The following is a 14944-nucleotide window of genomic DNA, read 5'->3' as shown; positions in this document are numbered from 1 at the left end:
GCACCGCGTCGTACTCTGGGAGCGCGCGGCTGCCGCGCGGGCGGGTAACGGAGAGGACAGCGACGGGATGTACGGCTGGATCTGGCGGCACCTGCCGGGCAACACGCTGGTGCGTTCGCTGATCTCACTGGTCCTGGTGCTCGGGGTGGTCTACCTGTTGTTCACGCACATCTTTCCCTGGGCAGAGCCCCTGCTGCCGTTCAACGACGTGACCGTCGACCAGGGTCAGGAATCCGGAGCAGGACAAGGGAGCGCCGGCTGATGCGCGCACGCATTCTCGTCGTCGACAATTACGACAGCTTCGTCTACAACCTCGTCCAGTACCTGTACCAGCTCGGCGCCGAGTGCGAAGTACTCCGCAACGACGCGGTACTGCCCGAGCAGGTGACGGAGGGCGGCTTCGACGGTGTACTGCTGTCCCCGGGCCCCGGCGCCCCGGAAGACGCCGGGGTCTGCATCGACATGGTGCGGCACTGCGCCGACACCGGTACGCCGGTGTTCGGGGTGTGCCTGGGCCTGCAAGCCATGGCAGTGGCCTACGGCGGCGTGGTGGACCGCGCACCCGAGCTCCTGCACGGCAAGACGTCTCCGGTGACCCACCGGGGCGCCGGAGTGTTCGCCGGGCTGCCCTCGCCGTTCACCGTGACCCGCTACCACTCACTCGCCGTCGCCGAGGGCACCGTGCCCGACGCGTTCGAGGTCACCGCGCGCACGCAGGTGGACGGGCCCGGCCAGGGCGTCGTGATGGGCCTGCGGCACCGCCGGCTGCCGGTGGAAGGGGTGCAGTTCCACCCCGAGTCCGTACTCACCGAGCACGGTCACCGGATGCTCGCCAACTGGCTCGCGGAGTGCGGCGACACCGCCGCGCCGGACCGCTCCCAGGGACTGGCACCGGTGGTGGGGCGGTCGGGCCGGCAGGAGCCGGCAGCGTGACCGCGGTGCGCCCGGAGCAGGGCGGGGCGGCGTGGGACTCCGGAACGGACGATCCCTACGCGGCGCCGGGTGCCTACGAAGCCGCGGTGGGTGCCCTGGACGACCCGCTGAACGACCCGCTTCCCGGCCCCTACAGCCAGGAGACCGAGGCCGCCTCGGCCGCGCAGTACGACCCGTACCCGGCCCCGCCGTACACCGGCCCCGGAGCGCCCCAGCAGCCCGGCCCCGCCCCGGCAGCCGCTCCCGACCCGTACCCGGACCCTCTGACCGCCCCGCACGAACAGCCGTACGAGCAGCTGTACGGGACACCGCACGAACAGCCGTACGGAGAGGCGGGGCACCCCTCGGAGCCTTACGGCCCGGCCGGTGCTCCCACCCCGCGGGCGGAACCGGAACCGGAGCAGCACATCCCTGCCCCGGACCCCGTCGGCCACGACCCCGAGACGCTCGCGCTGCTCCGGCCCCCCGACCTGACGGACTCCGCGAAGGCCGGCGCACCTCCCGCTCCGGCGCCGGCGGAAGGCGGCCGGGCGGCCCGCCGCCGCGCCGCCGAAGCGGCCCGCAAGGCCCGCGAGGGCACGCTGGGCAACAAGGTCGCCAACGTGGCCGGTGAGCTCATGATCACCACCGGTGTCCTGCTCATGCTGTTCGTGACCTACCAACTGTGGTGGACGAACGTCGAAGCCCGGGCGCACGTGGAGAACGAGGCCTCTTCGCTGCTCGACCGCTGGGAAGGCAACGAATCCTCCGCGGCCGAGGAGGGCGAGGACAGGGAGCCGGAGGCGTTCGCACCCGGCGAAGGCTTCGCGATCCTTTACATCCCCACCCTGGATGTCCGGGTCCCGATCGCCGAAGGTGTCGACGAGGCCGCCGTCCTCGACCGAGGGCTGGTGGGGCGCTACTCGGCGGAGGACGGCCTGCCCACCGCCCGGCCCTGGGACGACGAAGGCAACGTGGGTCTTGCCGGGCACCGCAACACGCACGGCGAGCCGTTCCGCTACATCAACCGGCTCGATCCGGGCGACCCGATCATCGTGGAGACCGAAACCACCTACTACACCTACGAAATGCGCAGCCGGCTGGACTCCACGTCCCCGTCCAACATCGCCGTGCTGGACCCGGTCCCCGAGCAGGGCGGTTTCACCGAGGCCGGCCGCTTCATCACCCTGACGACCTGCACCCCGGAGTTCACCTCCACGTACCGGCTGATCGTCTGGGGCGAGATGGTCGAGGAACGCCCCCGCGACGAAGGGAAGCCGGATGCCCTCGTCGGCTGACACCACGGATGACGAGGTGGCCGAAGTGGCCGAGGCAACCGGGCGGACCGGACCGACGGCGGCGGCCGGCGGAGCCGGGGAGGACCACCCCGCCCCGCGGCGCCCGGGCAAGGCCGGGCGACGGGTCGCCGCAGCCGTCAGCGTCTTCGGAGAGCTGCTGATCACCACCGGCCTGGTGCTCGGCCTGTTCGTCGCCTACTCGCTGTGGTGGACGAACGTCCTCGCGAACCAGGAGGCCCAGCGCGACAGCAGCGCCGTCCGGGACAGCTGGGAGCAGACGGAGGGCGGCGGGGACGACGCCGCCGCCGTGTACGACGCCGAGGACGGCATCGGCTTCCTGCACGTCCCCGCCATGGCCGAGGGCGACATCCTGATCAAGGAGGGCATCGACCTCGACACCCTCAACGGCGGAGTGGCCGGGTACTACGACGAACCCGTCCGATCGGCGATGCCCTGGGACCGCGACGGCAACTTCTCCCTGGCCGCCCACCGCGACGGCAACGGGGCCAAGTTCCACCACATCGACCGGATCGAGGAAGGCGACGCGATCGTCTTCGAGACCAGGAACACCTGGTACATCTACACCGCTTACGCGGTACTCCCCGAAACCTCCAAGTACAACGTGCGGGTGCTCGATCCGGTCCCCGAGGAATCCGGCGTCACCGAACCCGGCCGGTACATCACGCTGACCACCTGCACCCCCGTGTACAGCTCCAAGTACCGCTACGTGGTCTGGGGAGAGCTGGAACGCACCGAGCCCGTCGACGAGAACCGCACGCCGCCCGCAGAGCTGCGGGACAGCTGACCGCCGCCCGGCCCGCACAGGAGCGGCCGGGCACGACGAAGCGGCAGGACCGCCCGATGGGCGGCCCGGCCGCTGTCACGTGGAGCCTAGGAGAGTCGAACTCCTGACATCCGCCATGCAAAGACGGCGCTCTACCAACTGAGCTAAGGCCCCGTGGCCGTGAGGCCAGGAACAAGAGTACCCAATCTTCCGATGCGTTTCCGACCAGGTATCGCCCCGGGCCCTCCGGCTCCGTAGGATGACGCGCAACTTCGCGTACGTGAAGCCATCAGGGGAGACCAGGGGAGAGACCATGGAAGCAGCGCAGCAGGAGGCCACAGAGAAAGCGAGACAACAGCAGACGACCTGGTACGGGGAGCCTCTCGGCTCCCTTTTCCGCAGGCTGATCACCGATCTCGGCCTCAACCAGGCGCGGCTCGCTGTCGTTCTCGGGCTCTCTGCGCCCATGCTGTCGCAGCTGATGAGCGGCCAGCGGGCCAAGATCGGCAACCCGGCGGTCGTCCAGCGGGTCCGGGCCCTGCAGGATCTCGCCACCGAGGTGAACGCCGGCCGGGTGAGCGCCGCGGAGGCCACCGCTGCCATGGAGGACATCCGCCGTACCGCGGGGGGCAACGTGCTCGGACCGAACTCCACCGCCACCCGCTCCGGCGCCGTCGGCGTTCCCGCCAACCCCACCAAGCGCGTCGTCCGCGAGATCCAGGCCCTGCTGCGCTCGGTCTCGGACGCGACCGAGATCCAAACGGCATCGAAGCTGCTGGCCGACAGTCACCCGGAGCTGGCAGAGTTTCTCCGGGTGTACGGCATCGCCCGCACCCGGGAAGCCGTGGAGCACTACGAGCAGCACCAGAGCTGAGTTCCCGGAACGGCCGGACGGCAGGACGGACGCAACCGGGCGGCCCGGGCGGAACACCGGGCCGCCCGGCACAGGCACAAGACAAGGGGCGGACACAGCGCGATGGGCGAGATCTTCGCGGGACGGTACGAACTGATCGATCCGATCGGCCGCGGCGGCGTCGGAGCGGTCTGGCGTTCCTGGGACCACCGCCGCAAGCGCTACGTGGCGGCGAAGGTCCTGCAGCAGTCGGACGCCCACACCCTGCTGCGCTTCGTGCGGGAACAAGCGCTGCGGATCGACCACCCGCATGTGCTCGCCCCGGCGAGCTGGGCGGCCGACGACGACAAGGTCCTGTTCACCATGGACCTGATGAGCGGCGGCTCGCTGTCGCACCTCATCGGGGACTACGGGGCGCTGCCGCCGCGCTTCGTCTGCACCCTGCTCTCCCAGCTGCTGTCCGGGCTGCAGGCGGTGCACGACGAGGGGGTGGTGCACCGCGACATCAAGCCCGCGAACATCCTGCTCGAACCGACCGGTCAGGGCCGGCCGCACCTGCGGCTGTCCGACTTCGGCATCTCGATGCGCAAGGGCGAACCGCGGTTGACCGAGACCAACTACGTGGTGGGAACGCCCGGTTACTTCGCCCCGGAGCAGATGCGCGGTGCCGAGCCGGACTTCACCGCCGACCTGTACGCCGTGGGTCTGGTCGGGCTGTACCTGCTGACCGGCCGCAAGCCCGACTCGCAGGCGCTGCTGGTCGACTACGGCAACGGGGTTCCGCCCGCCCCCGAGGGCGTCCCCGCAGTCCTGTGGGAGGTGCTGGGCACCCTGCTCCAGCCCGACCCGGAGAGCCGCTTCCGCACCGCGAACGGCGCCCGCAAGGCGCTGGCCTCGGCGGCGGAGATGCTGCCGGACACCGGCCCGCAGGGCGAAACCGTCGAGGTCTTCGACCAGCTCGGCCCGCTGCCGCCCGGGTTCCGTCCGGACGGGCCGGAGCGCGGGCAGGACACCGGCACCGCCCCGCTGGCCCCGCCGTCGGCCGGCTCCCCCTCCGAAACCGGGAGCTTCCATCTGCCGCCGCCGCAGCCCTCGATGCCGGCGCCGCAGCTGCCGAGCACCCCGCCGCCCCCACCCCCCTTCGCGGGAACGGGCACCGCGGGGACGGGCACCGCCGGCACCGGCCCAACGGTCTACGAGCAGCCCACCGCCCTGTCAGCGCTCCCCCCGCAGCAGCCGGCGCCCGCCCCCGTGGGCGCGCCCGCGTCGATGGGCGGCGCGTACCCGCAGCCGGCCCCCGGCGGACCTGTCTCCACCGGACACGCCTCCACCGGACACGCTCCCGCCGGTCCGGGTCCGGCACGCAGCGCGGGACCGCCCGTCAAGGTGGCGGTCCCGCTCATGCTGCTGGCGTTCCTGCTGATCGGCTTCGGCGTCTGGTCACTGCTGACGGCCTGAGGGGGCGGCCTCCCGCCGGCCCTTCAGGTACCACGCACCCAGTACCAGCAGCAGCGCCGATCCGGCACCGATCCCGGCGAAGCCCATCAGCTGCTTGCCGTCCTGCCGGTCCGCGGACAGGTCCTCGTCGCTCCTGCCCTTCTCGGCCTGCTCCCGCTGCTCCTCGGTGACTCCGAAGCCCGCCTCCAGCGCGTCCCCCTCGTACTCCGGGGCCTCCTGGGGCTCGCCGAGCAGCTGGGTCCGCAGGGTCAGGCCGATCGGCTCCTCGGTCTCCTGGGCGATGTCCTCGTGCAGCGTGACCACCAGGTAGTGCCAGCCCGCGTACCGCATGCGTCCGATGTCGGTGTCGGAGTGGAAGCGGTTGGCATGGCTGACCCCGGGGGTCAGGCCGCTGAGGCTCGTCTGGTCGCCCGAGTACGCGGTGCTGTCGCTGATCAGCAGCCCGAGGGCCGGGTTGTACAGCTCGGCCATCAGCCCGTAGGAGACGTAGGCGAAGTCGTCCGCCCCGCTCGCGTTGGCCAGCTCCACGGTGACGGCCAGCTGCTGACCCCAGTCGACGGGCATCTTGTAGATCAGCGTCTGCCCACCCACGATGTTGTCCCGCCACACCCCGTCACCGATCGCCGGGGCGTTGCTGAAGCCGGTGCCACCGACTACGCGGGTGGCGTCACCGGCCGGGGGAGCGGGCGGCTCGGTCTCCCAGTCGCGCTCGTCGGGAACCCGCCGGTCCGGCCGGGGCACCGGCGGCTCCTCCAGGAACCGGATCTCGATCGGCCAGACCTCAGGGCTGGAGGTCGCGTCGCTTTCCCGGGTCACCTTGTACAGGTACGGCCCGGCACTCTGGCAGTCCCGGTCCGGGTCTGCGGTGCGCACCGCCCAGGCCGCGATGGGCCGGGCCCCGTTGTCCGCCTGGAACCTCGCCCGGCCGGGACCGCCGCCGCAGCGGTCACCGCTGGTGGTCACCAGCTCCACCTCGATGCCGTCCCCGTACCCCACCTTGGTACCGGGCTCGGGGGCGGCCACCGTGGCAAGGTACGCGCTGGACTCGTCGTCCAAAGCCAGCGAGTAGTACAGCGAGTCCCCCGGCTCAAGGCCGTCGGTGTAGATGCCGCCCGCGGAAATCCTGGGGGCGTCGGAGGTGCTGGCGGTGCCCTCGACCGGCTGCGCGTCCGAGGCCATTCCGTACGGCCGGGGAGTGGGCGGGGCCTCGGGTTCCTCGGCCGGGGCCGGGCCGGCCGCGGCGAGCAGCACCGCGCAGGCCCCCGCGAGCGTGCCGATCGTTCTCCGTGCGCCCACCATCACCGGTCACTCCTCGTCAGTCCGCCGCCACCATTACCGCCGTTGCCACCACTGCCACCTTCGCCGGGGCTGCCCGGGCCGGCCGGTGCGCGCCGCCGGGCCCGGGCACCCGCGAGGGCGAAGGCGAGGGCCGTGAGCAGCAGGACCGCTGCCGCGCCGCCGGCCGCGGCCAGGACCGGGCCGGTCCATCCTGCCCCGGCGCTGTCGGCGTTGTCCCCGGCCGAGACCGAATCGTCGTCGTTTTCCGTGCCCGCCTCGCCATCCTCACCCAGGACAGGTGCCTGGTGCTCGGGCCCGGAGAGCTCCGCACCGGCCACATCCACCCGGATCACCACGCCGATCGCCGCGTTCTGGGCGATCTCCACGGCTCCAGGGCCCAGCGACACGGCCAGGTAGTAGTCACCGCCGCGGCGCACCGGCCTCACCTCCGCGCCGCTCTCCCAGCGGTTGGTCCAGCTCACCGGGACAGTGCCCATGTCGACGGCCAGTTGCTCACCCCGGTACGGCCGTTCGGTGCGGAAGTCACCGCGGGCGATGGGCTGCCGGGTGGGGGAGTAGCCCCGGGTGCGGACGTAGGAGGCCGGGGGACGGCCCTCCAGCGTCGGCTCGTTGCCGAACTCCACCCGGTAGCGCAGCTGCTGACCCCACCCCACCGGCACCTTGTAGTAGCGGGTCTGGGCCGGCAGCAGCCGGTCCCGCCAGACCCCGGAGTCCAGCTCGGTGGCGTCGTTGAAGCCGGTGCCGCCGGTGATGTCCTCCGGCTCGTCCGCGGGCAGCGGGTGGTCGGCCCCCACCCGGCCGTAGTCCGGGGTGGACGCCGCGGGGCGGGAGCCCGGCTCCAGCGGCTCCTCGAGCGCGAACCGCAACTCCATCGGCCAGTGGGCCCGGTCGGAGGTCTCCGCGCTCTCCCGCGAGACGGACAGCAGGTACCGGCCCGCCTCGTCACAGGTGGCGGTACCTTCCGCGCTGGGGATGCGGCTGACGGCCTGGGTGAGGATCATCGCTCCCTCGTCGTCACCGAACCGGATGCGCTCGGTGCCGCAACGACGCGGGCTGTCCCGGGAGTCGGTGAGCTGGAGCTCCAGGGTGTCGCGGGAGTCCACCGCGACTCCGGGGTGCGGCACCGCCGTCACCGAGAAGTCGGCGGCCGAGGCGTCGTCCAGCTCCGCGGCGTACCAGCGGGTCTCCCCCGGGCCGAGGGTGTCCAGGTACTGCCCGGGCTCCAGGACCGCGGCCTCGTCACTGGAGCTGCCGCCGGAGATCTCCTCGCCCTCGAAGCGGTAACCGTCGGCCGACAGCAGCGCGGCACGCTCCAGCTCCCGGCCCAGGGCCTCACCGTCCGGCGCGTCGTAGTACGTGCCGTGCCCCGCCTCGGCGATGCACTCCAGCTCCTCGCGGCCCTCGTCACTGATCTGGAAACCGACCGTGTCGATCCGCACGTCCACGCCGTTGCCGACGAGTTCGGCGGCGACCTCGCAGGGCGGTGTCTCCTCGCAGTTGGACTCGCCGTCGGAGATCAGCAGGACCGTCTGGCGGCCGATCGCCCCGTGCGGCACCTCGGGCAGATCCTCCGCGGCCTTCTCCAGAGCCAGGCTCGTCGGCGTGTTGCCGGTCGGGCCGACCTCTCCCAGTGCCTCCTTGATCGCCTCCGGGTCCACCGCCTCGACGGGCTGCGCCAGCCGGGTGTCCGTGCAACTGCTGCTCTCGGACCCGTACAGCCGCAGCCCGGTGGGATGACCCTCCGGCAGCGCGTCCACCGCCGTCCCCAGGGCCTCCTGGGCGGCCGCCATCCGGGTGCTGCCCGTGCCGTCGTCCTCGGCCATGGAACCGGAGGCGTCCAGCACCATGATCAGACTGCTGTTGCTCCCGGCAACACCCTCACCGGTGGCCGGTGCGGCCGTGGGCGCCGCCGCCGCCGGCAGCGCTCCGAGCAGCAGCGCGGCGGCCAGTCCGCCCGCCATCACCCCCGCCGTGCCACGCCGCGGCAATGACCGCCCCTGCCCGGTGCCACTCGCGGCCGCCCTGACCGTCATGTCCGTCCCCCTGTGCTCCCTCGCGCGCTGCACACTGCTGCCAAGCACCGTATGAGTTTGCTTGCGCACACAACAAGAGCGAGGGTGTCACGGTCTCGCTACAGGCCACGCACACGTCCGGGCCCTGACCGCTGACGCGATGCGGGGCCCGGAGGTGGTGTTCTGCTGATTGCTTCAGACACCCGTGGAGCCGGTCGGCACGGAGTCGGTCGCCTCCGTCCACAGGTCCTGCTCGGCCTTGTCCGCCTGAATCTGGCGGTACACGAGCAGGCCGCCAATGGCTGCCAGTGCGACCAGGAGGAGCTTCTTCACCGCGCTACCTCGTCCTTCTTCGACATGATTGGGACCTCTGGCGCCCGATGATACCCAACGGCACGCGCATATCCGGGACACGGGCGGCCCGGGCCGGCCCAGCGGGCCGCCGCCGCACTGCCGGCCGGCCTCTCGAGCGGGACCCCGCACGGCCGCCGCACCAGCGCCGGGTGTCAACCACTGACGTCAAGACGCCCCCAGCCGCGTGCGGCTGGGGGCGTCTTGGCTGGTGGGGCTAACAGGACTTGAACCTGTGGCCTCATCCTTATCAGGGATGCGCTCTAACCATCTGAGCTATAGCCCCGTGCTGCAGGGAAAGATTAGCTCATGGGCGGCCCGGTACCCAAATCGGTTCCCGGGCCCCTCCCACCTCGCTATTCGTCCTCGGCGAGCGTCAGCTCGACCCCGCCGACAAAGCCCGCCGACAGGTTGTACATGAAGGCCCCCAGAGTGGCCAGTGCGGTGGCCAGCACCACGTCTATGGCGGCGATCAGCGCCGTGAACAGCAGCACCCGGGGAAGCGACAGGAACGCCTCAAGGTCGAAACCGCCCTCCTGCTCCGTACCGGTCGCCTCGATGATGGTGGCTCCGATGGCGGAGAACACGCCCATGGCGTCCATCACCATCCAGAGCACAGCAACGGCGATCACGGTGCAGATCCCCAGCGCGATGGACAGCAGGAAGCTGACCTTCATGACCGACCACGGGTCGGCCTTCGCCACCCGCAGCCGGGCCTTGCGCGTCCGCGGCACCGTACGGGCACCGGTACGCGGCCGGCGCACGGCCTGCCGCGGCTGCTCCGGCGAGGAGTACTTCCCGCCCGGCTGCGCACGCAACTGGGTCGTGTGGTCCGGCGCGCCACCACCCGGCTGCGGGGCGGCGCCCGAAGGCGGCGCCGGATACGCCTGCGGGGGCCGGTACTGCGACTGGTCATGACGCTCGTAGCCCTGACCGCCACCGCCCTGCGCATACGAATCCGCGGATCTGGCACTGGTCATCGTGGACCCCCCACGAGTCGTTCCTTCCCCGGGACGGTCGTCCCGGGCCCCGGTGCCAGAAGTGCTGCCGTCCGGAGGGACGGCCGGCTCGGCCGGCGGCCCGTCCTCACCGGTGCCGCCTCCACGGGCGCCCGCAGCTCCACTCACGGCAAACTCCTTGCTGCTTCCGGCCGCGATCAGTCAGTGGATTCGGCATCGGAATCCCCTGACGCAGTCACGGCCTCTACTTCCTCGGCCTCGCGACCGGCCTCGGCATTTCGTGCGATGCCGACCACGGCATCCCGCTTGCCCAGGTTGATCAGCTGGACGCCCATGGTGTCACGCCCGGTCTCCCGGACCTCGTTGACCCGCGTGCGGATCACTCCGCCGCCGAGGGTGATGGCGAGGATCTCGTCGCCGCCCTCGACCACGAGTGCCCCGACGAGGGACCCACGGTCCTCCACGATTTTGGCGGCCTTGATACCCAGACCGCCCCGGCCCTGCACCCGGTACTCGTCCACCGGCGTCCGCTTGGCGTACCCGCCGTCGGTGGCCGTGAAAACGTAGGTACCCGCCCGGACCACATTCATCGACAGCAGTTCGTCGCCCTCGCGGAAGCTCATACCCTTCACGCCGGAGGTGGCCCGGCCCATCGGACGCAGCGTCTCGTCGGTCGCGGTGAACCGGATCGACTGCGCCTTCCTGCTGATCAGCAGGAGGTCGTCATCGGAGGACACCAGCTCCGCGCCGATCAGCTCGTCGTCCCGGCCGTCGTCCATCTGCCGCAGGTTGACGGCGATGACGCCGCCGGCCCGCGGCGAGTCGTAGTCGGGCAGCGGAGTCTTCTTGACCAGGCCCGACTTCGTCGCCAGCACCAGGTAGGGCGCGGCCGCGTAGTCCCGGATCGCCAGGATCCGGGCGATCCGCTCGTCCGGCTGGAACGCCAGCAGGTTCGCCACGTGCTGTCCGCGGGCGTCCCGGCCCGCGTCCGGCAGCTCGTACGCCTTGGCCCGGTACACCCGGCCCTTGTTGGTGAAGAACAGCAGCCAGTGATGGGTGGTGGAGACGAAGAAGTGATTGACGATGTCGTCCTCCTTCAGTTTCGTGCCCCGCACCCCCTTCCCGCCGCGCTTCTGCGCCCGGTAGTCGTCGGACTTGGTGCGCTTCACATAGCCGCCACGACTGATCGTGACGACGATGTCCTCCTCGGCGATCAGGTCCTCGATGGACATGTCGCCCTCGAACGGCACCAGCTTGCTGCGCCGGTCGTCACCGAACTTCGCGACGATCGCGGCCAGTTCCTCGCTGATGATCTGCCTCTGCCGGAGCGGGGAGGCCAGGATCTGCCGGTACTCGTCGATCTTCGCCTGCAGCTCGTCGTGCTCGGCCACGATCTTCTGGCGCTCCAGCGCGGCCAGCCGGCGCAGCTGCATCTCCAGAATGGCGTTCGCCTGGATGTCGTCGATCTCCAGCAGGCCCCGCAGGCCCTCCCGGGCGACCTCGACCGTGTCACTGCGCCGGATCAGGGCGATGACCTCATCGATCGAGTCCAGGGCCTTCAGCAGGCCGCGCAGGATGTGCGCCCGCTCCTCGGCCTTGCGCAGCCGGTACTGCGTGCGGCGGACGATCACGTCGACCTGGTGCGCCACCCAGTAGCGGATGAAGGCGTCCAGCGACAGGGTCCGCGGAACGCCGTCGACCAGCGCCAGCATGTTCGCGCCGAAGTTGGTCTGCAGATCCGTGTGCTTGTACAGGTTGTTGAGGACGACCTTGGCGACGGCGTCCCGCTTGAGCACCACGACCAGCCGCTGGCCGGTGCGCGAGGACGTCTCGTCCCGCACGTCGGCGATGCCGCCGACCCGCCCTTCCTTCACCAGATCGGCGATCTTCAGCGCCAGGTTGTCCGGGTTGACCTGGTACGGCAGCTCGGTGATGACCAGGCACTGCCGGCCCTGGATCTCCTCCACCGCGACCACCGCGCGCATCGTGATCGAACCGCGCCCGGTGCGGTAGGCCTCCTCGATCCCCTTGCGGCCCACGACCAGGGCGCCGCTGGGGAAGTCCGGGCCCTTGATCCGCTCCATCAGCGCTTCGAGGAGCTCGTCCTTGTCGGCTTCCGGGTGCTCCAGGTACCACTGGGCGCCGGCCGCCACCTCCCGCAGGTTGTGCGGCGGGATGTTGGTGGCCATGCCGACCGCGATCCCGGCCGAGCCGTTGATCAGCAGGTTCGGCAGCCGGGACGGCAGGACCGTCGGCTCCTGGTTCCGGCCGTCGTAGTTGTCCTTGAAGTCGACGGTCTCCTCGTCGATGTCCCGGAGCATCTCCATGGCCAGCGGTGCCATCCGGCACTCGGTGTACCGCATGGCGGCCGCCGGGTCGTTGCCCGGCGAACCGAAGTTGCCGTTGGAGTCCACCAGCGGCATCCGCATGGACCAGGTCTGCGCCAGCCGCACCAGGGCGTCGTAGATCGAGGAGTCACCGTGCGGGTGGTAGGTGCCCATCACGTCCCCGACGACGCGGGCGCACTTGTAGTAGCCCTTTTCCGGGCGGTATCCACCGTCGTACATCGCGTACAGCACGCGGCGGTGCACCGGCTTCAGGCCGTCCCGGACATCCGGCAGCGCGCGCGAGACGATCACGCTCATCGCGTAGTCGAGGTAGGAGCGCTGCATCTCCGTCTCGAGGGTGACCGGGTCGATCCGTTGCTGCACCTCCTCCGCCAGGACCGCGATCGGGTTCTCCGCGGCGGGGATGTCTCCCACCGGGGTGCCGTCGGGGGAAGGAGTGTTGTCCTCGGCCATGCTCAGGTCCGATTCCTTTCGAGCTGCGTTGCATTACGGCCGGTGTGCGGCCCGGCGGTCCTCAGATGTCCAGGAACCGGACATCCTTGGCGTTGCGCTGGATGAAGGAGCGCCGGGCCTCCACGTCCTCCCCCATCAGGATGGAGAACAGGTCGTCCGCCGCCGCCGCGTCGTCGATCGTCACCTGGCGCAGCACCCGGCTGGTGCTGTCCATGGTGGTGATGCGCAGCTCCTCGGCGTTCATCTCACCCAGACCCTTGAACCGCTGGATCGCGTCCTCCCGGATCCGGCGGCCCTGCTCGCGGCCCAGCGCGATGAGGCTGTCCCGCTCGCGGTCCGAGTAGGCGTACTCGAAGTCGTCCCGGCCCCACTTGATCTTGAACAGCGGAGGCTGCGACAGGAAGACATGCCCGGCCTCGACCAGCGGCCGCATGAACCGGAACAGCAGCGTGAGCAGCAGCGTGTTGATGTGCTGGCCGTCGACGTCCGCGTCCGCCATCAAGATGATCTTGTGGTAGCGGAGCCGGGTGATGTCGAAGTCCTCGTGGATGCCGGTACCGAAAGCCGAGATCAGCGCCTGGACCTCGGTGTTCTGCAGCACCTTGTCGATCCGGGCCTTCTCCACGTTCAGGATCTTGCCCCGGATCGGAAGGATCGCCTGGTACTGCGGGTCGCGGCCCGACTTCGCGCTGCCGCCCGCGGAGTCGCCCTCCACGATGAAGATCTCGCACTTCGCCGGGTCGTTCGACTGGCAGTCGCTCAGCTTGCCCGGCAGCGAGGCCGTCTCCAGCAGACCCTTGCGCCGGGTGAGGTCGCGCGCCTTGCGCGCCGCTACCCGGGCAGTCGCCGCCTGGATGCTCTTGCGGACGATGTCCGCGGCCTCCGACGGGTTGCGGTCCAGCCAGTCCGTCAGGTGCTCGTGGACGATCCGCTGCACGTAGGTCTTCGCCTCGGTGTTGCCCAGCTTCGTCTTCGTCTGCCCCTCGAACTGCGGCTCGCCCAGTTTCACCGAGATGATCGCCGTCAGGCCCTCACGGATGTCCTCACCCGCCAGGTTGTCGTCCTTCTCCCGCAGCAGCTTCTTCTCGCGCGCGTAGCGGTTCATCAGACCGGTCAGGGCCGCCCGGAAGCCCTCCTCGTGGGTGCCGCCCTCATGCGTGTGAATCGTGTTCGCGAAGCTGTACACGCCCTCGGTGTACTGGGTGTTCCACTGCATCGCGATCTCGACCGACAGCATCCGCTCCTTGTCCTCGGCCTCGAGAGAGATCACCGAGGGGTGCACCGGCTCCCCCTTGCGGGAGTTCAGGTGCCGCACGAAGTCGCAGATGCCGCCCTCGTAGTGGTACGACACCTTCCGGGGCTGGTCCTCGTCCGCGCTGGACGCCGTGTCCGCACCCGCGGTCTGCTTCGCCTCTTCCCGCTCGTCCGTCAGCGAGATGGTCAGCCCCTTGTTGAGGAACGCCATCTCCTGGAAGCGCCGCGACAGCGTCTCGAAGGAGTAGTGGGTGGTCTCGAAAATCTCACCGTCGGCCCAGAAGGTGAGGCTGGTCCCGGTCTCGTCGCTCGCCTCGTTCTTCGCCAGCGGCGCCGTCGGCACACCCAGCTTGTAGTCCTGCGTCCAGCGGTAGCCGTCCCGCCACACCTCGACGGACACCTTCTGGGAGAGCGCGTTGACCACCGAGACACCCACACCGTGCAGCCCGCCGGAGACCGCGTACCCGCCGCCCCCGAACTTGCCGCCCGCGTGCAGCACCGTCAGCACGACCTCCAGGGCCGGCTTCCCCTCCGACTTGACCATGTCCACCGGAATGCCGCGGCCGTTGTCGATCACCCGGACTCCGCCGTCGGCGAGCAGCGTCACATCGATCGTGTCGGCGTGGCCGGCGAGCGCCTCGTCCACCGAGTTGTCGACGACCTCGGTCACCAGGTGGTGCAGGCCACGCTCGCCGGTCGACCCGATGTACATGCCGGGCCGTTTGCGTACGGCATCCAGACCCTCCAGCACCGTGATCGCACTGGCGTCATAGGACGTCACATCGCCCATCGGCACAGCAGCGGAGGAATTCTCGTTGAAGTTGCCGGAATCGGCCACGAAGCGCCCTTTCTGGCACAGCACGGCCCACTCCAGGCATGGAGAGCCGGCCGCGTCGTTCGACATGATCCGCAGGAAGGCGGTGGCCCCAGTCTACCGGTAGCGCCGACCGTAATGGCGGCTTG

Annotated in this window: 12 protein-coding genes and 2 tRNA genes; 6 read left to right on the top strand and 8 right to left on the bottom strand. The window is 70.4% G+C overall.

The features are described 5' to 3' along the window. Positions 1 to 67: 67 nt before the first annotated feature. Genes PJ985_RS01645 through PJ985_RS01630 form a run of 4 tightly spaced genes read left to right on the top strand, consistent with a single transcriptional unit; the run spans position 68 to position 3015 of the window. The gene (locus tag PJ985_RS01645) at positions 68 to 262 is read left to right on the top strand and encodes a hypothetical protein (protein WP_271681651.1); all 195 of its coding nucleotides are present in this window, start codon (positions 68 to 70) and stop codon (positions 260 to 262) included. Next, positions 262 to 933 carry an aminodeoxychorismate/anthranilate synthase component II gene (locus PJ985_RS01640; protein WP_271681650.1) on the top strand — a complete coding sequence of 224 codons (672 nt, stop codon included), beginning with the start codon at positions 262 to 264 and terminating at the stop codon, positions 931 to 933. The genes PJ985_RS01645 and PJ985_RS01640 overlap by 1 nt, the downstream gene beginning before the upstream one ends. Beyond that, positions 930 to 2210 carry a class E sortase gene (locus PJ985_RS01635; protein WP_271681649.1) on the top strand — a complete coding sequence of 427 codons (1281 nt, stop codon included), beginning with the start codon at positions 930 to 932 and terminating at the stop codon, positions 2208 to 2210. Before PJ985_RS01640 ends, PJ985_RS01635 begins: the two co-directional genes overlap by 4 nt. Then, positions 2194 to 3015 (top strand): class E sortase, encoded by an 822-nt coding sequence (locus PJ985_RS01630; protein ID WP_271681648.1) that lies wholly within the window; start codon positions 2194 to 2196, stop codon positions 3013 to 3015. Before PJ985_RS01635 ends, PJ985_RS01630 begins: the two co-directional genes overlap by 17 nt. Positions 3016 to 3095: 80 nt before the next feature. Here the strand turns inward: PJ985_RS01630 and PJ985_RS01625 are convergent. Beyond that, a tRNA-Ala gene (locus PJ985_RS01625) sits at positions 3096 to 3168 on the bottom strand. A 139-nt stretch (positions 3169 to 3307) separates the two neighbouring features. On the opposite strand from PJ985_RS01625, the gene PJ985_RS01620 reads away from it, so the two are divergent. Both PJ985_RS01620 and PJ985_RS01615 read left to right on the top strand, forming a co-directional pair. Further along, the gene (locus tag PJ985_RS01620; protein WP_271681647.1) at positions 3308 to 3868 is read left to right on the top strand and encodes a helix-turn-helix domain-containing protein; all 561 of its coding nucleotides are present in this window, start codon (positions 3308 to 3310) and stop codon (positions 3866 to 3868) included. Positions 3869 to 3970: 102 nt separating this feature from the next. Beyond that, positions 3971 to 5305 (top strand): serine/threonine protein kinase, encoded by a 1335-nt coding sequence (locus PJ985_RS01615; RefSeq protein ID WP_271681646.1) that lies wholly within the window; start codon positions 3971 to 3973, stop codon positions 5303 to 5305. Here PJ985_RS01615 and PJ985_RS01610 read toward each other — a convergent pair. The 7 genes from PJ985_RS01610 to gyrB form a co-directional block, all read right to left on the bottom strand. Next, a complete protein-coding gene (locus PJ985_RS01610; protein ID WP_271681645.1) occupies positions 5288 to 6604 on the bottom strand; it encodes a hypothetical protein in 1317 nt (438 codons plus the stop codon). The genes PJ985_RS01615 and PJ985_RS01610 overlap by 18 nt on opposite strands. Then, complete coding sequence (locus tag PJ985_RS01605; protein WP_271681644.1) at positions 6604 to 8565, bottom strand: vWA domain-containing protein; 1962 nt, start codon at positions 8563 to 8565, stop codon at positions 6604 to 6606. The genes PJ985_RS01610 and PJ985_RS01605 overlap by 1 nt, the downstream gene beginning before the upstream one ends. Before the next feature lie 246 nt (positions 8566 to 8811). Then, positions 8812 to 8949, bottom strand: a complete 138-nt coding sequence (locus PJ985_RS01600) for a DLW-39 family protein (protein WP_271681643.1) — start codon at positions 8947 to 8949, stop codon at positions 8812 to 8814. Positions 8950 to 9176: 227 nt separating this feature from the next. After that, a tRNA-Ile gene (locus tag PJ985_RS01595) sits at positions 9177 to 9253 on the bottom strand. 70 nt (positions 9254 to 9323) lie between these two features. Continuing rightward, complete coding sequence (locus PJ985_RS01590; RefSeq protein WP_443033353.1) at positions 9324 to 10094, bottom strand: DUF3566 domain-containing protein; 771 nt, start codon at positions 10092 to 10094, stop codon at positions 9324 to 9326. A gap of 29 nt (positions 10095 to 10123) precedes the next feature. After that, positions 10124 to 12727 carry a DNA gyrase subunit A gene (gyrA, locus tag PJ985_RS01585; RefSeq protein ID WP_271681641.1) on the bottom strand — a complete coding sequence of 868 codons (2604 nt, stop codon included), beginning with the start codon at positions 12725 to 12727 and terminating at the stop codon, positions 10124 to 10126. Positions 12728 to 12788: 61 nt separating this feature from the next. Beyond that, positions 12789 to 14843, bottom strand: a complete 2055-nt coding sequence (gyrB, locus tag PJ985_RS01580; RefSeq protein WP_271682059.1) for a DNA topoisomerase (ATP-hydrolyzing) subunit B — start codon at positions 14841 to 14843, stop codon at positions 12789 to 12791. Between the last annotated feature and the right edge of the window lie 101 nt (positions 14844 to 14944).

The organism is Streptomyces sp. ACA25 (assembly GCF_028200735.1).
Taxonomy (GTDB): domain Bacteria; phylum Actinomycetota; class Actinomycetes; order Streptomycetales; family Streptomycetaceae; genus Streptomyces.
The sequence above is the reverse complement of the archived record's forward strand: the minus strand, read 5'-3'. Positions and strand labels throughout refer to the sequence as shown.

Bases quoted from the DNA above. Each gene is read 5' to 3' on its own strand.
- PJ985_RS01645 (WP_271681651.1), top strand. From the start codon at position 68: ATGTACGGCTGGATCTGGCGGCACCTGCCGGGCAACACGCTGGTGCGT.
- PJ985_RS01640 (WP_271681650.1), top strand. From the start codon at position 262: ATGCGCGCACGCATTCTCGTCGTCGACAATTACGACAGCTTCGTCTAC.
- PJ985_RS01630 (WP_271681648.1), top strand. From the start codon at position 2,194: ATGCCCTCGTCGGCTGACACCACGGATGACGAGGTGGCCGAAGTGGCC.
- PJ985_RS01620 (WP_271681647.1), top strand. From the start codon at position 3,308: ATGGAAGCAGCGCAGCAGGAGGCCACAGAGAAAGCGAGACAACAGCAG.
- PJ985_RS01615 (WP_271681646.1), top strand. From the start codon at position 3,971: ATGGGCGAGATCTTCGCGGGACGGTACGAACTGATCGATCCGATCGGC.
- PJ985_RS01610 (WP_271681645.1), bottom strand. From the start codon at position 6,604: ATGGTGGGCGCACGGAGAACGATCGGCACGCTCGCGGGGGCCTGCGCG.
- PJ985_RS01605 (WP_271681644.1), bottom strand. From the start codon at position 8,565: ATGGCGGGCGGACTGGCCGCCGCGCTGCTGCTCGGAGCGCTGCCGGCG.
- gyrA (WP_271681641.1), bottom strand. From the start codon at position 12,727: ATGGCCGAGGACAACACTCCTTCCCCCGACGGCACCCCGGTGGGAGAC.